This window comes from Mycoplana rhizolycopersici, from assembly GCF_013378445.1.
Taxonomy (GTDB): Bacteria; Pseudomonadota; Alphaproteobacteria; order Rhizobiales; family Rhizobiaceae; genus Mycoplana; species Mycoplana rhizolycopersici.
Genome location: NZ_JABXYK010000007.1, coordinates 295,507 through 314,294, shown reverse-complemented (window position 1 = coordinate 314,294; position 18,788 = coordinate 295,507). Strand labels below are relative to the sequence as shown.

The window sequence follows — 18,788 nt, the reverse complement described above, 5'->3', positions numbered from 1 at the left end:
CTTGGTCAATGTTACCGGCTTCGCCAGGATTGTCGCCGAATGGGCTCGCAATGAGGCGGTCGCCATCCCTGCAGCCGACAACGACAATGGGATCAGGCGGTAGAGCAAGACAAATCGTTCTCGAGAGCGACCAGATAAAGGTTCGACGTTAGTGGTGAAGAAAAAGAAGCGCGTTGCGCGTTCCATCTCTCGAGACCCTAAGCTTGCGGTCCAATACTCTCGTGTATCAACCAAAGATCAGGAGAGGGAGGGGTATTCAATCCCCGCTCAAATAAAGCTGCTGGATGAATATAAATCGCGTGAAAAAATGACTTCACTTGCACAGTTTGTCGATGTCGAGACGGCGAAGCAATCGGGGCGCTCAGCGTTCCATGAAATGGTGGCGTATATCAAAAAAAATAAAAAAATAGGCGCTATTCTTGTTGAGAAAACAGACAGATTATATCGAAATCTGAAGGATTATTTAATAATAGAAGATCTTGGTGTCGAAATACACTTCGTAAAAGAAGGGGTGATAATCTCGGAATCATCGCGCTCATCCGAGAAATTCATGCATGGCATACGTGTGCTGGTGGCGAAGCAATATATTGATAATCTGTCCGAGGAAGTTCGGAAAGGGCAGGCAGAAAAGGCGTCACAGGGCTACTGGCCCACGAAGGCTCCCTTTGGATACCTAAACGCTGTCGGTCCAGAGGGAAAGCGCGTGATCGTTCCGGATCCCGAGAGCGGGCACATTGTTCAAAAAATATTTCGGTGGTATCTCTATGAGGATCTCACATTAGACAATTTGGTTAATAAGCTGAGAGACAGTGGACTTACCAGGAAGGGTAAGCCGTTTTGCAAGACTTCGGTGTCATATATTCTTAGGAATATAATTTATACTGGTGTTTTTTATTGGTGTGGGAACTTTCATGCGGGCGCTCATGAGCCGCTAATATCTCGTGATGAATGGTCTCGCGTCCAAGAAAAAATGGACGGGAGAACAAACACGAAATCCCCCGGAAAACTCTCATATGCATTCTCAGGCCTGATCACTTGTGCCGCCTGCGGTAGCTCAGTTGTTGCTGAGAAGAAGAAGGAAAAGTATGTCTACTATCATCTCAGTGCCTATCGGGATCAATGCACTGGCGATCCCAAGGTTTGCAAAAGGGATTGGGTAAAGGAAGAGAGGCTGGAGGCCTATTTCAATGAAATTCTCGCGAATCTGGAGTTTGACGAGGATGTGCTTCTATGGCTTCGAGAGGCGCTGTTAGCTTCAAGTAGCGAGAAGCGAATCGAGCGCCGGCAAGCGATCAAGCGCTTGGAAGGCGAAGCCAGCCGATTGGATGATCGACTTGAGAAGCTTTACGTCGATAAGCTCGACGGATCCGTCCAGCCTGAGTTCTTTGCATCGTTGTCGGAGAAATGGCGACGGGAGAGTGACAACTGTAGACGTCAGGCCGAGGCACTCGCGCACGAAGAGAAGACCTATCTCGAAGAGGGAATCCAAATTGTCGATTTCGTCCGCAATGCCCATGGACTCTTCAAAAAGCAGCCCCCGAGCGAGAAAAGGAGGCTGCTAAATTTCGTACTATCGAACTGCGAGTGGGATCACGGAAAGATCCGTGCTAAGTTTCGGCAACCGTTTGATTTTCTTGCGAAGGCCGTTGGCCATGCGGACGGAGACAAATTTTCGAAACCCAAAAAAAAAATGTCAAATGAAGTTTGGCTGGGGCGCCAGGATTCGAACCTGGGAATGCCGGTACCAAAAACCGGTGCCTTACCGCTTGGCGACGCCCCACCATGGCGAAGCAGGCGCTGCCTGCCGCCGGACGCCGCCTGACTAGCAAAGCTTGAGGCGCGTCACAATCTCTAAGTTCGGCTAGGGGGAAGTTTTCTTGTGCGCTGTGGGCGGGCTTCATGCTAGGTCTTGCGGCACCTTTCGAGCGAATTCCGACGACAGACGACAAGAGTGACGATGAGCCAGTTCCGCGCCCGCCCGCCCGCCATTCCCACCACGCTGCTCGACGACGACGTCGTGCGCATCATCCGCTGGGATTTCGAACCGGGCGCCGATACCGGCGTGCACACCCACGGCCTCGGCTATGTGGTGGTGCCGATGACGGACTGCCACTTCCTGATCGAGGAGGACGGCGGCAGCCGTACGGTGGACATCGCGCGTGGTGCTGCCTATCGGCGCGAGGCCGGAACCACCCACAACGTCGTCAACCGCGGCAGCGAATTCATGTCCTTCGTCGAGATCGAGTACAAGTGAGCACGGACGACGATCGCGAGCCGGATTTCGAACGCGCCTTCGAGCCTGCCTACGGCGTCGCCGTGCCGGCGGCAGACGGCGTGCAGCGGATCACGGTGAACAACCCCTCCCCCTTCACCTTCCATGGCACCAACAGCTACATCGTCGGCGGCCGGTCCGTGGCCGTGATCGATCCCGGGCCGGAGGACGAGGCGCATTTCCAGGCGCTTATGGCGGCGCTTGCCGGGCGCGAGGTGTCGCACATCTTCGTCAGCCACACCCATCGCGACCATTCGCCGCTTGCCGGGCGCCTGAAGGCGCAGACGGGGGCTGTTGTCGTCGCCGAAGGGCCGCACCGGGCGGCGCGGCCGCTGCATGCGGGCGAGGCCAATCCGTTTGCCGAAAGCTCGGACATGGCGTTCGAGCCCGACATCGCTATCGGCGACGGCGAGGCGATCGACGGCGACGGCTGGCGGCTTATGGCGCTGCATACGCCCGGCCATACCACCAACCATGCGGCCTTCGCGCTGGAAGGCACCGGCATTCTCTTCTCCGCCGACCATGTCATGGCCTGGGCGACGTCGATCGTGGCGCCGCCCGACGGGGCGATGCGCGACTACATGGCCTCGCTGGAAAAGCTGCTTCTGCGCGACGACCGGCTGTACCTGCCCGGCCACGGCGGCCCGGTCATCGAGCCTTCCGCCTTCCTGCGCGGGCTTCGCACGCACCGGCGCATGCGCGAGCGCGCCGTTCTGGCGCGCATCCGGGCGGGCGACCGGTTGATCCCCGAAATGGTCAAGGTGATCTACGCCTCCACCGACCCGCGCCTGCATGGGGCGGCGGCACTTTCGGTGCTGGCGCATCTGGAGGACCTGGTGGAACGCGGTGAGGTCTCAACGGACGGCCCGCCATCGCTGCACGGCGTCTATCGGCCCGGATAGGCTGGAGCAATTCCAGCAAAAGCGGGAAACGCCTTCTTCTCCAGGCAATCGCATATGCCACCTCCCCTCTGGCCTGCCGGACATCTCCCCCACGAGAAGGAGAAGAGCTAGCCGCAACCTCTTCGCCCCATCGGAACTTCGGCGGACCTTGCCGGGTTGAGCCCTCCGGCTTGTGGGGAGGGTTTGGGTGGGGAGGGTTTGGGTGGGGCCTGCCTCATCATATGCAGTTGCCCTGCTTTCTCCGCCCTCTCCCCGCTTGCCGCGAGAGGGCCGGCGTGCTGGGCAAATGTACGATCGTCGCGTGCTGCGGCGTCTGCCGAAAATGCTCCACTTGCGATTTCAAGTACGGGGCGCGCTCAGTCGCCGGCGATGCCGAGAAGCTCCGCATCGAGCGCCTTGAGATAACGTTCGGCGAAGGCGGCGCCGAGGCCGAGATCGTGCGGGCCGTAGCGGGAGGCCGCGCGCATGTCGACCAGCGCCGTCTCCTCCTCCTCGCGCAGGCGGATGGACACGTCGAAGCGGAATCCGAAGACGAGGGTGCGCCACTCGCCCTGCAGCAACACGTCGTTCGGCCCGCCGATCGGGGGCAGCAGGCCATTCTCCAGCGGGCGCGCGGAAGGAACCGGCACGACCTCGACGACGCTGCCGCCCGGCTTCTCGGCGTCGGGCTTGACCACGAGATCCTCGAGGTCGGCGACCACGTTTTCCAGCCCGCTTTCCCCGGTGAAGGCGATGCCCTGTTCGGCGGCCACCTTGCGCACGCCCTGCAGGACGCGGTCGAGCGCGCCCTCGTAGCGGCGGCCGGTCAGGCCGGGATAGGCTGTGGCCTGGATTTCGCGATCCTGCAGCGTCACCGGGGGGCGGGGAAGGAAGTCCTGGTTGGCGATCGGCACCTTCAGCCACGGCGGCGAGGAGAAGGGATCGGTGGTGACGTCGTAGATCTTCGGCCGCGTCAGATAGGCCTGCGCACCGTGGCCGGCAACGCCGAGCGGCAATGCTGCGAGCAGCAGCGCCACGAAGGCAGCCTTTCCGCCGCGCGCGCCGACGCGCCACAGGCGGACGAAGCCGACGACGGCAAGAATGACGGCAACGAAGGCACACGCCGTGCCGATTCCCGCGAGCAGGAGAAAATGCGGTGTCGTCAGCGGGCCGAAACGATGGGACAGCGCGGCGGCGAGAAAGAGCAGCAGCCCGAAGGACGCCAGCCTACGCGCCCAGTGGGCGGAATGGGAATAGGGCCGCTCATATCGAATGACCATCGCCATCTGGCCGAACCTCGCTGCTCTCCTGCCGGCGCGCAGCCGGTATGCACGCCGTTTGTACAGAAGACAGGCTCTCCGCCGCAACGTCAATCCGCAAGCGGCGATCCGCCGTGGAGGGCGGTGCCGCTGCCGCGAATTGGCTTGCGTGCCGCAAAAATGACACGCTCGTTAACGAACTATCCCATGGGCGGGATATCAAGGAGAGTCACCCTATGATTTCGACATCGACGAGCGTTGTGCGTGCAAAGCCCCTCGCATTGCCGCCGCCGCCCGCAAGCGGGCCTGCGCTGCCGCTGGAACTGATCGAACTGGAGCTTTCGCTCGACGGCTTTGCCACCGAGCCGGACGGATTTTCCGACGCCGTTCGTCGCGCTGCAAAGGCGCTCGATGGCGAATTCCTGTTCGACCTTCCGGCCTCCGGCCTCGCCGAAGACTGCCAGCGCATCGCAGCCCTGCGTATCCCTGAAGCAACAGGGTCGGGACTGAAGATCGTCTTCGCCCTGCTCGACGACAGCGGAACCGGCATTCGCGTCGAGGATCCCGGCGAACAGACGAGCGGTCTGAAGAACTTCGCAGATTCCTTCGTCGGCGTCCTCGAACGGATGCAATAGCCTTCCGGCAGCAACCTCTCTGCCGCAATCTTCCAGGCAACAACCGTCCGGGCAGTGATCTTGCGGGCGCGCCTCGGGCCGCTATATCCTCATCGAAGCGATACGAATAGCGGTTGCGATGGAGGGTCTTATGCGTGCGCCGTTCCTGTTTGCGTTAGGCGTCGCGGGCGTTCTTCTCGCCGGATGCCAGACGGTGACGCCGGAGCAAAGACGCGCTGCCGACGAGAGGCAATGCCTGAGCTACGGCTTCAAGCGCGGCACCAACGCCTTTGCCACCTGCCTGCAGCGAATCGATCTCAATCGCGACGCAGACCGCCGGGCCTTCCTCTACAGCGACGCCGGCTGGTACGGCCCCGGCCCCTACGGCGGCGGCTACGGACCGGGCTGGTAAGCCCGCTGCCCGGCAAAAGCATCACAAGGTCAGCGTGACCGTCTGCGCCCCTCGAAGGCCGCCTGCGCGGCTGCCAGACGCGCGATCGGCACGCGGAAGGGCGAGCAGGAGACGTAGTCCAGCCCGGCGTCCTCACAGAAATGGATCGAGGCCGGATCGCCGCCGTGCTCGCCGCAGATGCCGAGCTTGAGATCGTTGCGCGTCCGCCGCCCGCGTTCGGCCGCGATCTGGATCAGTTCGCCGACGCCATCGAAATCGAGCTGGACGAAGGGATCGCGCTCGACGATGCCCTTCTGGATATAGGTCGACAGGAAGGACGAGGCGTCGTCTCGCGAGATTCCGAAGGTCGTCTGCGTCAGGTCGTTGGTGCCGAAGGAGAAGAACTCGGCGGATTCGGCGATGACGTGCGCGCGCAGTGCCGCACGCGGCAACTCTATCATCGTGCCGACGAGGTAGTCGATCTTCACGCCCGCCTCGGTGATCACCTCTTTCGCCACCGCCTCGATGCGCGCCTTGACGTAGTCCAGCTCGGCCTTGAGGCCGACGAGCGGCACCATGATCTCCGGCACGACGGGGGCACCCGTATCCTTCGCCGCCTGGCAGGCGGCCTCGAAGATGGCGCGCGCCTGCATCTCGGCGATCTCGGGATAGGAGATCGCCAGCCGGCAGCCGCGATGGCCGAGCATCGGGTTGAATTCGTGCAGCGCGTCGACGCGCTGGCGAAGTTCGGTCGGGTCGAAGGAGAGGCTGGCAGCAACCTCGGCGATCTCCTCGTCGGTCTTCGGCAGAAACTCGTGCAATGGCGGATCGAGCAGGCGGATCGTGACAGGCAATCCGTGCATGATCTCGAACAGCTCGATGAAGTCCGAACGTTGCATGGGCAGGAGCTTGGCAAGTGCCGCCCGCCGCCCGGCCTCGTCGCCGGCAAGGATCATCTCGCGCATGACGTTGATACGCCCGCCCTCGAAGAACATGTGCTCGGTGCGGCAGAGGCCGATGCCCTCGGCACCGAACGACCGCGCGGCACGGGCATCGGCCGGCGTCTCGGCATTGGTGCGCACCTTCATGCGCCGCGTCGCATCGGCCCATTCCATGATGCGGCCGAAATCGCCCGAAAGTTCCGGCTGCAGCATCGGGATCGAGCCCTTCAGCACCTGCCCGGAAGAGCCGTCGATGGTGATGATATCGCCCTTCCTCAGGGTCACGCCCTGGGCGATCAGCAGCTCGTTGCGAAGATCGACCCGCAAGGTGCCGGCACCGGAGACGCAAGGGGTGCCCATTCCGCGGGCGACGACCGCGGCATGGCTCGTCATGCCGCCGCGCGTCGTCAGGATGCCTTCGGCGGCGTGCATGCCGTGAATGTCCTCCGGGCTGGTCTCCACCCGCACCAGGATCGCCTTTCGCCCCTCCTCCTCCGCGCGAACCGCTTCCTCGGAGGTGAACACGATTTCCCCCGTGGCGGCACCCGGCGACGCGGGCAGGCCGGAGCCGATGACGTCGCGACGGGCGCGCGGATCGATCGTCGGATGGAGAAGCTGGTCCAGCGAGGCCGGGTCAATGCGGGCGACGGCCTCTTCACGGCTGATCAGCCCCTCGTCGGCCATTTCGACGGCGATCTTCAGCGCGGCCTTCGCCGTACGCTTGCCCGAGCGCGTCTGCAGCATCCACAGCTTGCCGCGCTCGATGGTGAATTCGAGATCCTGCATGTCGCGGTAGTGCGTCTCGAGCCGGTCGCAGATGCTCCTGAATTCCGAAAAGGCGTCGGGCATCAGCTTTTCCAGCGACGGACGGTCGGAGCCCGAACCGATGCGGGCGGCCTCGGTGATGTTCTGCGGCGTGCGGATGCCGGCGACGACATCCTCGCCCTGCGCATTGACGAGGAACTCGCCGTAGAGCGCGTTCTCGCCGGTCGAGGGGTTGCGGGTGAAGGCAACGCCGGTGGCAGACGAATTTCCGAGATTGCCGAACACCATGGCCTGCACGTTGACTGCCGTGCCCCATTCGGCCGGGATGTTGTGCAGGTTGCGGTAGGTGATGGCACGGGCGTTCATCCAGCTGGAAAAGACCGCGCCGACGGCGCCCCAGAGCTGGATTTCGGGATCCTGCGGAAACGTCTCGCCGAGCTCCTGCTCGATCGCCTCCTTGTAGCGGGAGATGACATGCTGCCACTCGACGGCCGAAAGCTCGGTGTCCTGCTCGTGGCCGAGCCGGGACTTCTCGTCCTCCAGGATCTCTTCGAAGACCTCGTGGTCAAGACCCATGACGACATCGCCGTACATCTGGATGAAGCGACGGTAGCTGTCCCAGGCAAAGCGTGCATCGCCTGCATCGTGGCCGAGCGCCTGCACGGTCTCGTCGTTGAGGCCGAGGTTCAGGACCGTATCCATCATGCCGGGCATGGACGCGCGTGCGCCGGAGCGAACGGAAAGAAGCAGTGGCCTCTCATTATGGCCGAAGGTGCGGCCCGTAAGCTTCTCCATGCGGCGCAGGCCGGCGCGGACCTCTTCCTTCAGGCTATCCGGGACGGTGCGGCCGTTCTGATAATAATGGGTGCAAGCACTGGTGACGATCGTCAGCCCCGGAGGCACCGGCAGGCCGAGATTGCACATCTCGGCCAGGTTGGCGCCTTTGCCGCCCAACAAGTCACGGTCGGCCGCACTCCCCTCGGCGCTTCCCCCGCCAAAGGTGTAAACCCACTTCATCATTGCTGTTCTCCACCCGAAACAGTCCTGTGTGACAGATTTACAGCATATGGCACGGGTTGGAAACGGAACGATAGGATGAAAATGCTGCGCCGCACAATTTGTATCGCTTGCGGGCACCTGGCGCCTTCATAACGGGTCCGACGGGCGGGTATGGGCATCGCAGCCGTGGCGATGCCCGGGACGTGCCGCCAGCCGTCAGTTTTCCTGGACCGACAGGCCGTCCTTGCCGATCTGGATCTCGACTCCGTCCGGCTTCTTCTCTTCCTGGTAGGCATAGTAGGAAAAGCCTGCAACTACAACGACGAGCGCGCCGATGATCATGTAGAGAGCGTTCCTGTTCATGAATATCCCCTTCCTGTTCGGCCTCAACGGCCGGCCCGTAGAGAATGCGGATGTCGGGGATTGGTTCCGGTCAATTTTTTGGGGGCGCCGAATTCGTGCCTCCCTCGCAGTTGATTGCCAAACTTAGCAGATATTGATAATTCTTGGGAAGACATCTCAAGAAGATACCCATGCCTTCAAGTTACAACATAGGCCCACATTACGAATCCCTAGTGAGGACGCTCGTCGAAAGCGGGCGATATGCCAGCGCGAGCGAAGTCCTGCGCGACAGCCTGCGACTGCTGGAGGAACGCGAGGAACAGCGGCAGGCAAAGCTTGACGCTCTGCGCGAGGAGATTCGCAATGGGCTGGAAAGCGGCGCCGGTATACCCGCCGAGGATGTACTTGACCGGCTGCAGAAGAAATATCAGGGGCGCGCCTGATGCCAGTCATTCTATCCCCGCAGGCGGCGCGGGATATCGAAGACATAGGCGACTATATCTACACACAGAATGCGCACGCAGCGCTCCGTTTCGTCTCCGCCCTGCGGTCACGGCTTGATAAAATCGCGGATGCGCCACGCGGCGGCGTCAGGCGGACGGACATCGGGGACGGAATTCGATCGGTGCCGTTCCGCCGATACGTGATTTTCTACACCGTCCCATCGGATGACGAAGTCCGCATCGAACGCGTCCTGCATGGAGCCCGCGACATAGATGCTGTATTCATCGAGGACGCGGAAGATACCGATTGAACCGCCTAACCCTCAAACCGCCTCGCGCAATTGTTCGGCGGTCTGCAGGTCCACCGAGACGAGCTGGGAGACCCCCTGCTCGCCCATGGTGACGCCAAAGAGGCGGTTCATGCGGGCCATGGTGATCGGGTTGTGGGTGATGATGACGAAGCGGGTCTCGGTGGAGGCGGCCATCTCGTCCATCAGGTTGCAGTAGCGCTCGACATTGTGGTCGTCCAGCGGCGCGTCCACCTCGTCCAGCACGCAGATCGGGGCGGGATTGGTGAGGAAGACGGCGAAGATCAGCGCCATTGCCGTCAGCGCCTGCTCGCCGCCCGAAAGCAGCGTCATGGTCTGCGGCTTCTTGCCCGGCGGGCGTGCCAGGATTTCCAGGCCGGCGTCGAGCGGATCCTCGCTTTCGATCAGCTGCAGTTCGGCCGTGCCGCCGCCGAAAAGGTGAGTGAACAGCCGCTGGAACTGGGCGTTGACGACGTCGAAGGCGGCAAGCAGCCGCTCGCGCCCCTCCCGGTTCAGGCTCTGGATCGCCGTGCGCAGCCTGCGGATCGCCTCGATGATGTCCTCGCGCTCCGTGACGATCGCCTGCAGCTTCTCCGAAAGCTCCTTCTGCTCCTCGTCCGCGCGCAGGTTCACCGCACCCAGCCGCTCGCGTTCGACCTTCAGCCGATCGAGCTCGATCTCCCGCTGCCGCGGATCGGGCAGCGGACGGTCGGCGGGATGTTCGGCGAGCTTTAGCGCCTCGTGCGGGGCGCAATGCAGCGCCTCGCGGATGCGGGCCTCGCCATCGAGCCGGCGTTCGCGCGCCGACAACAGCCGCTCCTCGGCGCGGCCGCGCTGCTCGCGAGATTCGGCAAGCTGCGACAGCGCGGTCGTCGCCACCCGGTCGGCCTCGCGCTGGCGGTTATCCGCCTCCTGCAGCTCGTCGGCAGCGGCACGGCGGGCCTCTTCGGCCCGGCTGAGCTCGCTCATCAGCGCGCGCCGCTTCTCCTCGATCTCGTCGGGCGCCTCGGCGATGCGCTCGGCCTCGTCCTGCGCCTCCGCCTCGCGCTCTCGAAGCTGGGCGATGTGGCGTTCGGCATTGGCGGCACGGCTGCGCCAGGTCTCGCGTTCGCCCGAGATCGCCGACAGCCGGCGCTGGCGCTCCGCCATTTCGCGGGCCAGGCCGTCGTGAAAGGCGCGCGCCTCGGCGAGCGTCGCACGCTCGGTCGCAACCGTGGCGGACTGCCGGCTCAGCCGGAGCTCCAGTTCCGAGACGTCGGGGGTGTCTTCGAGCGCGCCGCGCGCCTCCTCAAGGGTTTCCGCCGCTTCGTCCACCTGGCCATCGAGCTGCGTCTTCGTCTCCGCCAGCACGGCGCGGCGGCGGATCAGGTCGCCTGACGCGCGCTCCGCCGCATCCAGCGCCTCGCGCGTCTCGGCGAGCTTGCGGGCGGCGAGACGCTGAACCTCGCGGGCATCCTGCTGCCGCTGGCCTGCTGCCCTGATCGCAGCCGCCGCGGCGGCAAGGGCGGCCTCGGCAGCGGCAAGGGCTGCATGCGCCTCGTCGCGTTCGCTTTCCAGTTCGCGCAGGCGGTTCTTCTGCGCCAGCCGCAGGGCGGCGGCACTCGGCGCATCGGCTCCCGTCACATGGCCGTCCCAGCGGAAGACCGCGCCCTCGCGCGTCACCAGCCGCTGGCCGGGACGGAGGCTCTGGAGAAGAGACAGCGCCTGCCCCTCGTCCGCCACGACGCCGATCTGGCGCAAGCGGCGGGTCAGCACATCCGGCGCGCGGACATGGGAAAGCAACGGCTCGATGTCCTCCGGCAGTGGCGGATCGTCCGCGCCGTCGCCGGAAAAGCGCCAGTGGGCAGCGGCGGCGGTGTCGGCGGGTGAATCGAGATCATCGCCGAGCGCCGCGCCGAGTGCCGTCTCGAAGCCCTTGTCGACCTGCACGTCCTCGACGACGGGTGCTGCGGAACCGCCCGCGGCACCGGCCTCCAGCATGCGGCGGATCGTGCGCATTTCGGTCTCTACGGCATTGGCCTGCCCGCGTGCGGCCTCGACGGGGCCGCGCGCCTCGACCTCGGCGCTGCGCGCCTCTTCCAGCATTTCTTCCGCTTCGGCCAGCCGCTCGCCGGCTTCCTCCAGCGCGGCCTCGGCCGATTGCACCTCCTCGCGCTTCTGCTCGGGGTCGGGCAAGGCGGCGATGCGTTCGTCCATCGAGGAGATTTCGGCTTCGAGATTGACCAGTTGCTGGGCCAGCCGCGCCTGGCGGTCGGCGAGGTCGCGGATCGTCTTTTCCAGCTGGTTGCGCACCGCCTGCGCTTCGGCGCGCTCCGCGGTGATTTCGCCAAGCGCTTGCTCGCTGCCCAACAAGCGTTCGGCCGCCTCGTCCATGGCCTCGCGCGCGGCGGCGGCGCGGTCGTCAGCCTCCGCCAGGATCTCGGCGATTTCCTGCTCCTCGGCCGAAAGCCGCTCCAGCACCTGCGCGTTGTCAGCGACCATCGCTTCTTCGCGGGCGATGTCCTCGGCAAGCTGGGTCAGGCGCCGTGCCAGTTCGTCGCGGCGGCGCAGCAGGCGGCCGGCGTCTTCTTCTAGCTGCGAGCGGGCGATCTGCAGCCGCTGCAGGGCGGCGGCGAGCTTTGCCTCGTTCTCCCGCAGTTCAGGGAGCTTCAGGCTGGCAATGGCCTGCGCCTTGGCCGCCTCCATCTGCGCCTGCGCGCGTTCGGCGACCAGCGAGGTCGCCTGGTTCAGCTGGCTCTCCGCCTCGCCTTCCGCCTCCTTCGCCTGCGCCCAGCGGATATGCAGCAGCATCGCCTCGTGGCGGCGGATATCGGCCGACAGGGCCTTGAAGCGGTTTGCCTGGCGCGACTGGCGCTTCAGGCTCTCGATCTGGCTTTCGAGCTGCGAGGTGACGTCGTCGAGACGTTCGAGATTGCTTTCGGCGGCGCGCAGGCGAAGCTCGGCCTCGTGGCGGCGGGAATGCAGTCCGGAAATGCCGGCCGCTTCTTCGAGCAGCTGCCGGCGGGCCTGGGGCTTTGCCTGGATCAGTTCGCCAATCCGCCCCTGCCCGACCATCGAGGGCGAGCGGGCGCCGGTGGAGGCGTCGGCGAACAGCAGTTGCACGTCCTTGGCGCGCGCCTCCTTGCCGTTGATGCGATAGACCGAGCCCTGCTCGCGCTCGATACGGCGCGACACCTGGATCTCGTCGGCGTCGTTGAAGGCGGCAGGTGCCGTACGATCGAAATTGTCGAGGTAAAGGCCGACCTCGGCGGTGTTGCGCGCCGGGCGGTTGCCGGAGCCGGAGAAGATCACGTCGTCCATGCCGGACGCGCGCATGTTCTTGTAGGAGTTCTCCCCCATCACCCAGCGCAACGCCTCGACGAGGTTCGACTTGCCGCAGCCGTTCGGCCCGACGACACCGGTCAGGCCACGCTCGATGACGAACTCGGTCGGCTCGACGAAGGTCTTGAAACCCTGCAGGCGAAGCTTGGTGAATTTCATCGGTCCACCTTCCCCTTGCAGGGGAGCGTCGGAACGAAGCTCCGGAGTGGGGCAATCGCAGCGGGTATCACTCCCGCCCGCGCTATCGCGCGACCTCCCCCCTCAAGGGGGAGGTGGGAACCGGGCGCACGAAACCGGCCGCCCGCGAACCAATCGCGGCCGGTGTCAGAGCTTGCTGTCGATAAGGGCCGACATGACGTCAACCGACATTTCTCCGGAATAGCGCTGGCCGTTGACGATGAAGGTCGGCGTGGCCGCGATGCCGAATTCCTTGGCGCCGCGTTCGCGAACCGCGTTCACATCATCGAGAAGTTTCTGGTTCGTCAAGCAGGCTTCGAAGCTCTGCTGTGTAAAACCGGCCAGTTTCGACATCTGCAGCAGCGCTTCACGACCGTTTTCGGCCGCGGCCCACTGTTCCTGCTGCTTGAACAGCATGGAGATCATCGGGAAATACTGTTCGGCCGGTGCGCAGCGGGCCAGCATGAAGGCGGCAGCGGCGCGCGGATCGAACGGGAACTCCCGCAAAATGAAGCGTACCTTGCCGCTGTCGACATACTTCTCCTTGATGACGTCGAAGGTCTCGTTATGGAAGCGGGCACAATGCGGGCAGGTCATCGACATGTATTCGACGATCGTCACAGGGGCGTCGGCCTCGCCCAGCGCCATTTCCGGCAGCGGGCCGGGCTCGAGAACCTTGGCCATGTCAACGTCGCCTTCGGACGGCGGCACCTCGGCCTTTGTCGGCGTCGACTGCGTCGTCTCGGCAGAGACCGCCGGGGCCTGCGCGGTCTCGGTGGACGCGGCTGCGGGCTCGGCCGGCTTTGAGGCTGCGCTGTCCGTGGTCACCTGCGGGCTATCGGGCGCCGCAGCCGTCTCCTTCTTCTCGTCGCTGCAGGCCGCAAGCGTGACGGCAAGGGCCGCGACGGCGACGCCGCTCGCAAGACGCTTCAAAAGGCTCATTTCGGGAAGGGACATGGTCTCTCCTGTGGGGACAAAGTAAAAATCTTCCGTTCGCCCGGATATACCGGCTTTATGTCGCTAACAAGCGGCACCAACACTACAATCTTCAAACAAATGTGACCGGCTGATGTTTCACCGACGCGGCTGGCCGTTGCGGCCGAGAACGGCCGTGCCCAGCCGTTTCAGCGCGGCCTTCAGCGCATCGCCCTCGATGCCGTCGACCAGTTCCTCCAGGTGACGCGCGGCCTCGCCGGTCAACGGACGGGGCGGACGACGGCGGCGCGCAGGCGGCGAGACCGGCTTCTGCACGATCCTGATCTGGCGGATCGCCGGAAAGCCGAAGAAGCCGTTGACGCGCTGGATCAGTTCGCCCTGCTGATGGGAGAGGAACAGGGCGCGCGAGCCTTCGCAGGCGATCGTCAGCACTCCGGGCTGGTGCCCGCCGTCCTCGCCCGCCATCTCGGAGGCGCGCCTGGGCCAGGCGATCTTTTCCGGCCGGCTGCAATCGGCAAAGGCAGCGCCGGCAATCTCGTCCCACGAGCCGAGCAGCATCGTGCTGATGCCGGCGCGCCTGGCAAGCACGGGATCGATCAGACGGTTGGCGACCTCGCTGATCTGAAGAGCGCCCCGGCGGGGGGAACGGGAATTCACGATTCGCATGCTCCTTGCGGAAAACATTCCTCTCTTCCGACAATTACGCCTTGAAGAAAAGAGATTGCTTGGCCAGTTATACGCTTCCTCATCGCATCCAGGCAAATTCATGACGAAAGCGCACATCGCCGCAGACCCGACCAGCCGGATACTCGGCTGGTACGACCGGCACCACCGCGACCTGCCGTGGCGAATCTCGCCGCCGATGGCCGCGCGGGGCGAGCGCGCCGATCCCTACCGGGTCTGGCTGTCCGAAGTCATGCTGCAGCAGACGACCGTGCAGGCGGTAAAGTCGTACTTCGCACTGTTCACCTCGAAATGGCCGACGGTGACGGACCTTGCCGCGGCGGAAACCGAAGAGGTCATGAAGGCCTGGGCCGGCCTCGGATACTACGCGAGGGCGCGCAACCTGAAGAAATGCGCGGAGACCGTCGCCTTCGCGCATGGCGGCCGGTTTCCCGACACCGAAGACGGACTGAAGCAACTGCCAGGCGTCGGCGACTACACGGCGGCAGCGATCGCCGCCATCGCCTTCGACCGGCAAGCAGCCGTCCTCGACGGTAATGTCGAGCGCGTGATTTCCCGCCTGCATGCGATCGACGCTCCCCTGCCCGGCTCGAAGGGGATGATGCGCGGTCTCGTCGCGGCTATGACGCCGGCAAAGAGACCGGGCGACTTCGCCCAGGCCATGATGGACCTCGGCGCCACCATCTGCACGCCGAAGCGGCCTGCCTGTGTGCTCTGTCCGCTCAACGATGCCTGCATGGCACTTGCGAACGACGATCCGCAGCGCTTCCCGGTGAAAGCGGCGAAGAAGGAAAAGCCGATCAGGCTCGGTGCCGCATTCGTCGCCCTCGACGAGACGGGCGCCGTCTTTCTCAGGAAGCGCCCCGGCCATGGCCTGCTCGGCGGCATGACGGAGATACCGAATACGGACTGGACGGCGCGGCAGGACGGGGCGACCGGAGCCGATGCAGCACCCTTCGCCGCCGACTGGCAAAACTGCGGCACCGTCGTCCATGTGTTCACGCATTTCGAATTGCGCCTGACGGTCTTCCGCTCCACGGTCAGCCGGACCGCGGCGAGCGGACCGGGATGGTGGGAACCGGAGGCGACGCTCGACGGCGAGGCGCTGCCGAGCGTCATGAAGAAGGCAATCAAGCAGGCTATGCCGGAGGCCTTCCGGCCAAGGCCCCGCACAATTGAAATCGAAAAGGCGAGTACCCCATGACCATCGAAATCCGACACATTGTCTTCGACATCGGCCGGGTGCTGATCCACTACGATCCCCACATCCCCTACAGCCGACTGATCCCCGACGACGCCGAGCGCAACTGGTTTTTCGCCAATGTGTGCACGCACGACTGGAACCTCGAGCAGGATCGTGGCCGCAGCTGGGAAGATGCGGAGGCGTTGTTGATCGAACAGCATCCCGAGCACGAGGAGAGGATCCGCGCCTTCCGCAAGCACTGGCAGGAGATGGTGTCGCATGCTTATGTGGAGAGCGTGGCGATCATGGAGACGCTGGTTGCCGACGGCCGCGACGTGACGATGCTGACGAATTTCGCCGCCGACACGTTCAAGGAGGCGCGCAAGCTCTACCCGTTCCTCGACCTGCCGCGCGGCGTGACGGTTTCCGGAGAGATCGGGCTGATCAAGCCCGACCTTGCGATCTATGAAAAGCATGCGCGCGATTTCAGCCTGGAACCGGCGCACACCCTCTTCATCGATGATGCCGAAAAGAACGTGGAAGGAGCGCGGGCGGCGGGCTGGAATGCCGTGCTGTTCACCGATGGGGAAAAGCTGAAGAGCGACCTTGCTGCGCACGGCGTCGCACTCTGAACGGAGCCGGCGCGAGGCCTGAACAAAGTGAAACGCCCGGGGCCGTTGCCGGCTCCGGGCGTTCGCGCTTTTCCGGGACTGAAGGTACGAAACCGGAAAAGCAGAATTCTTTCGTCAGTCTGTCTCGTGGCGACGCCGACGGCTTGTCTTCACCATAGGGAGCGCTGGTTAACAGCGCTTGAAGAAAGCCTGACCTTTCTGCCACTTCGCCAATATTAACAAATGCTTGCGTTAAGCGATCACATTCAGCAACGAGACCGGTTGTTGGGGCGCACGAGGTTCATCTGCAGTTCGTGAGCGGAGGCGTAGCGGCCGAGGATCCTGATCAGCCGCTTTTCTTCGGTTCGGCTTACGCCCGACTTGCGGCAGTATTCCGAAACCTCCCAGACGTGCTTGGGGTTTCGCTCCAGCTTGCTGATGTCTATATGCCTCATGATCGCCTCCCGCTCAGGTAAAACGCAATATGACGCCCCTTGTTCCACCGGTCGTTGAATTCTTCTTGTCCGGTTGTCTTCCTCCCGACATGCGAGGGAGCATTTTGCTCACAGCATCGGGGCTTTGTCCACGCCTGACTGCTGCCTTGGCGCTTTGCCCAACTGCCGCAACCTCCGGCGCAGGGAGCACCAGAGGCCACGACAGGAGGTATTCCCTTGCGCGTCTTTCAACCTGCACGGCTTGCGAAAGACGCCTGTTCAAATGGGGTATCGGCAGCGGCTGCGGCCGGGCGTCTCAGTCGAGCTTTGCCATGTCGGAGCGCACGACCGCGCGCAGCGCGTCGATCGGCTTGAGTTCGCTGCCCTCGGCATAGTGCCAGAAGGTCCAGCCGTTGCAGGCGTCGAGCCCCTGCACCTTCGCACCGACGCGATGGATGGAGCCGGCGTCCGATCCCGACGCGATGGTGCCGTCGGCGCGAACGATGGCGCTGTGGCGGCGCTTCTGGTCGGTGAGCACGGTGCCGGGCGCGATCAGGCCGCTCTCGATCAGCGTATTGAAGGCCACGCGCGGTTCGGCCTTCTTGCCGCTCATTACGGTCAAGGTCTGGCTGCCGAGCGGCTGGACCGAATTGATGCGCGCGAGTGCGGCATCGATATAGTCCTGCTCGCGCTCGATACCGACGAAATGGCGGCCCAGGCGCTTGGCGACCGCACCGGTGGTGCCGGAGCCGAAGAAGGGATCGAGCACGATGTCGCCGGGCCTGGTGGAGGCCATGATGACGCGGGCGAGCAGCGCTTCCGGCTTCTGCGTCGGATGGACCTTCTTGCCGTCCGCATCCTTCAGGCGTTCGCCGCCCGAGCAGATCGGAAACAGCCAGTCGGAACGCATCTGCACGTCGTCGTTGGCGGCCTTCATCGCATCGTAGTTGAAGGTGTAGCCCTTGGCCTTGGCATCTCGGCTCGCCCAGATCATCGTCTCGTGCGCGTTCTGGAAACGCCGGCCCTTGAAGTTCGGCATCGGGTTGGTCTTGCGCCAGACGACGTCGTTGAGGATCCAGAAGTTCAGGTCCTGCAGCGTGGCGCCGACGCGGAAGATGTTGTGATAGGAACCGATGACCCAGATCGTGCCGTTCGGCTTGAGCACGCGGCGGCAGGCGAGCAGCCAGGCGCGGGTGAAGGCATCATAGGCCTCGAAGGAGGCGAACTGGTCCCATTCGTCGTCGACAGCATCGACGAGGCTCTGGTCCGGCCGGTGCAGCGTGCCGCCGAGTTGAAGGTTGTAGGGCGGATCGGCGAAGATGACGTCGACCGACTGATCCGGAAGGGCTTCCAGCGCGGAAACGCAATCTCCCCGGATGATCGTGTCGATCCAGCCATTGGGACGGACCGAACGGGCTTCGGCAAGCGAAAGGACGTGGGACATGGAATACTCGCTGATACGCTTACTCGGATACGAACTTGCTGGCCCTTATGGTTACCGAAGATGGTTACCGAAGGGTGAAGGCGGAGGGGCTCAGCGGCAAATAATCTCCGATTGGAAAAGAACGGACCGATGCGGTAAAAGACAGCATGAAGAAGAGCGAAGCGATCGAACAGCTACAGAAAAACGCCGACGCGATCCGCGCATACGGCGCCACCTCGCTCTATTTGTTCGGCTCGGTGACACGCGACGAAGCCGACGACGAGTGCGACATCGACCTCTTCATCGACTATGATCCGGGCAGCCTTTTCTCCCTCATCGATCTCGCGAGCATCAAGCTTCTCCTCGAAGACGAATTGTCAGTCGAGGTGGATGCGACAACGCGCAACAGCCTGCATCCGCGCCTGAAGGAGACGATCGAAAACTCGGCGATCCGGGTTTTCTGATGCCGCGTGACATCGGCGTGATCCTGTCGGAAATGCTGGAGACGATCGCTTTGATCGAGACGGCTCTGGTGGGAAAAACGCGTGAAGATCTCGCCAGGAACGACATCCTGCGCCTTGCGATCCAGCGAGCAATAGAAATCATCTCGGAAGCCAGCCGGCACATTCCTGATGTGCTGTTGCTCCAGGCTCCCGATGTTCCCTGGCGTCGATCCGCGCCATGGGCAATATCCTCAGACATGAATAGCATCGAATTGCCGACGACGTCCTATGGAACGTCGTCGTCCGCGATCTTCCGCACCTGAAGGACGCACTTCTGGCCCTTCAAGCGTCTTTGGGCGGT

Annotated in this window: 19 protein-coding genes, 1 tRNA gene and 1 pseudogene; 11 read left to right on the top strand and 10 right to left on the bottom strand. The window is 63.6% G+C overall.

What is annotated here, in order from left to right; genetic code table 11:
- Positions 1–151 precede the first annotated feature (151 nt).
- Positions 152–1,174 (top strand): annotated as a pseudogene (locus HV823_RS27360) (recombinase family protein); the annotation flags it as partial.
- 81 nt (positions 1,175–1,255) lie between these two features.
- Here HV823_RS27360 and HV823_RS14070 read toward each other — a convergent pair.
- Both HV823_RS14070 and HV823_RS14065 read right to left on the bottom strand, forming a co-directional pair.
- Complete coding sequence (locus HV823_RS14070) at positions 1,256–1,516, bottom strand: hypothetical protein (RefSeq protein ID WP_176950338.1); 261 nt, start codon at positions 1,514–1,516, stop codon at positions 1,256–1,258.
- Positions 1,517–1,705: 189 nt separating this feature from the next.
- A tRNA-Gln gene (locus tag HV823_RS14065) sits at positions 1,706–1,780 on the bottom strand.
- A gap of 177 nt (positions 1,781–1,957) precedes the next feature.
- On the opposite strand from HV823_RS14065, the gene HV823_RS26690 reads away from it, so the two are divergent.
- Both HV823_RS26690 and HV823_RS14055 read left to right on the top strand, forming a co-directional pair.
- Positions 1,958–2,254: a cupin domain-containing protein gene (locus HV823_RS26690; RefSeq protein WP_176950337.1), complete on the top strand. Its 297-nt coding sequence runs from the start codon at positions 1,958–1,960 to the stop codon at positions 2,252–2,254.
- Positions 2,251–3,174, top strand: coding sequence for an MBL fold metallo-hydrolase (locus HV823_RS14055; RefSeq protein WP_176950336.1), 924 nt, complete (start codon positions 2,251–2,253; stop codon positions 3,172–3,174). The genes HV823_RS26690 and HV823_RS14055 overlap by 4 nt, the downstream gene beginning before the upstream one ends.
- 356 nt (positions 3,175–3,530) lie before the next feature.
- Here HV823_RS14055 and HV823_RS14050 read toward each other — a convergent pair whose 3' ends face one another.
- Positions 3,531–4,433 (bottom strand): DUF1499 domain-containing protein, encoded by a 903-nt coding sequence (locus HV823_RS14050; RefSeq protein WP_176950366.1) that lies wholly within the window; start codon positions 4,431–4,433, stop codon positions 3,531–3,533.
- A gap of 215 nt (positions 4,434–4,648) precedes the next feature.
- Between HV823_RS14050 and HV823_RS14045 the strand changes: the two genes are divergently transcribed.
- On the top strand, positions 4,649–5,047 hold the full coding sequence (locus HV823_RS14045; protein ID WP_246301357.1) for a hypothetical protein: 399 nt from the start codon (positions 4,649–4,651) through the stop codon (positions 5,045–5,047).
- Between the two features lie 130 nt (positions 5,048–5,177).
- Positions 5,178–5,438 carry a hypothetical protein gene (locus HV823_RS14040; RefSeq protein WP_176950335.1) on the top strand — a complete coding sequence of 87 codons (261 nt, stop codon included), beginning with the start codon at positions 5,178–5,180 and terminating at the stop codon, positions 5,436–5,438.
- Between the two features lie 29 nt (positions 5,439–5,467).
- Here HV823_RS14040 and ppdK read toward each other — a convergent pair whose 3' ends face one another.
- The gene (gene ppdK, locus HV823_RS14035; RefSeq protein WP_176950334.1) at positions 5,468–8,143 is read right to left on the bottom strand and encodes a pyruvate, phosphate dikinase; all 2,676 of its coding nucleotides are present in this window, start codon (positions 8,141–8,143) and stop codon (positions 5,468–5,470) included.
- A 195-nt stretch (positions 8,144–8,338) separates the two neighbouring features.
- Positions 8,339–8,485, bottom strand: coding sequence for a hypothetical protein (locus tag HV823_RS14030; protein WP_176950333.1), 147 nt, complete (start codon positions 8,483–8,485; stop codon positions 8,339–8,341).
- A 170-nt stretch (positions 8,486–8,655) separates the two neighbouring features.
- Between HV823_RS14030 and HV823_RS14025 the strand changes: the two genes are divergently transcribed.
- Positions 8,656–8,907, top strand: a complete 252-nt coding sequence (locus HV823_RS14025; protein WP_176950332.1) for a type II toxin-antitoxin system ParD family antitoxin — start codon at positions 8,656–8,658, stop codon at positions 8,905–8,907.
- Positions 8,907–9,218, top strand: coding sequence for a type II toxin-antitoxin system RelE/ParE family toxin (locus tag HV823_RS14020; RefSeq protein ID WP_176950331.1), 312 nt, complete (start codon positions 8,907–8,909; stop codon positions 9,216–9,218). Before HV823_RS14025 ends, HV823_RS14020 begins: the two co-directional genes overlap by 1 nt.
- Before the next feature lie 12 nt (positions 9,219–9,230).
- Here the strand turns inward: HV823_RS14020 and HV823_RS14015 are convergent, their stop codons facing one another.
- From HV823_RS14015 to HV823_RS14005, 3 genes are all read right to left on the bottom strand, one after another.
- Positions 9,231–12,695 (bottom strand): chromosome segregation SMC family protein, encoded by a 3,465-nt coding sequence (locus tag HV823_RS14015; RefSeq protein WP_176950330.1) that lies wholly within the window; start codon positions 12,693–12,695, stop codon positions 9,231–9,233.
- A gap of 165 nt (positions 12,696–12,860) precedes the next feature.
- Positions 12,861–13,670, bottom strand: coding sequence for a DsbA family protein (locus HV823_RS14010; RefSeq protein ID WP_176950329.1), 810 nt, complete (start codon positions 13,668–13,670; stop codon positions 12,861–12,863).
- A gap of 117 nt (positions 13,671–13,787) precedes the next feature.
- On the bottom strand, positions 13,788–14,315 hold the full coding sequence (locus HV823_RS14005; RefSeq protein WP_246301355.1) for a DUF721 domain-containing protein: 528 nt from the start codon (positions 14,313–14,315) through the stop codon (positions 13,788–13,790).
- Positions 14,316–14,415: 100 nt separating this feature from the next.
- Here HV823_RS14005 and mutY point away from each other — a divergent pair, with 100 nt between their 5' ends.
- Together mutY and HV823_RS13995 are read left to right on the top strand one after the other, a co-directional pair.
- Entirely contained in the window at positions 14,416–15,537 is a 1,122-nt protein-coding gene (gene mutY / locus HV823_RS14000; RefSeq protein ID WP_176950327.1) for an A/G-specific adenine glycosylase, read from the top strand.
- Positions 15,534–16,148 (top strand): HAD family hydrolase, encoded by a 615-nt coding sequence (locus tag HV823_RS13995; protein ID WP_176950326.1) that lies wholly within the window; start codon positions 15,534–15,536, stop codon positions 16,146–16,148. Before mutY ends, HV823_RS13995 begins: the two co-directional genes overlap by 4 nt.
- 245 nt (positions 16,149–16,393) lie before the next feature.
- Here HV823_RS13995 and HV823_RS13990 read toward each other — a convergent pair whose 3' ends face one another.
- On the bottom strand, positions 16,394–16,582 hold the full coding sequence (locus HV823_RS13990) for a hypothetical protein (RefSeq protein WP_097135663.1): 189 nt from the start codon (positions 16,580–16,582) through the stop codon (positions 16,394–16,396).
- A gap of 295 nt (positions 16,583–16,877) precedes the next feature.
- Complete coding sequence (locus HV823_RS13985; protein WP_176950325.1) at positions 16,878–18,005, bottom strand: site-specific DNA-methyltransferase; 1,128 nt, start codon at positions 18,003–18,005, stop codon at positions 16,878–16,880.
- Positions 18,006–18,151: 146 nt separating this feature from the next.
- On the opposite strand from HV823_RS13985, the gene HV823_RS13980 reads away from it, so the two are divergent.
- Positions 18,152–18,448: a nucleotidyltransferase family protein gene (locus tag HV823_RS13980; RefSeq protein WP_176950324.1), complete on the top strand. Its 297-nt coding sequence runs from the start codon at positions 18,152–18,154 to the stop codon at positions 18,446–18,448.
- Positions 18,448–18,750 carry a HepT-like ribonuclease domain-containing protein gene (locus tag HV823_RS13975; RefSeq protein WP_246301347.1) on the top strand — a complete coding sequence of 101 codons (303 nt, stop codon included), beginning with the start codon at positions 18,448–18,450 and terminating at the stop codon, positions 18,748–18,750. Before HV823_RS13980 ends, HV823_RS13975 begins: the two co-directional genes overlap by 1 nt.
- Positions 18,751–18,788 lie beyond the last annotated feature (38 nt).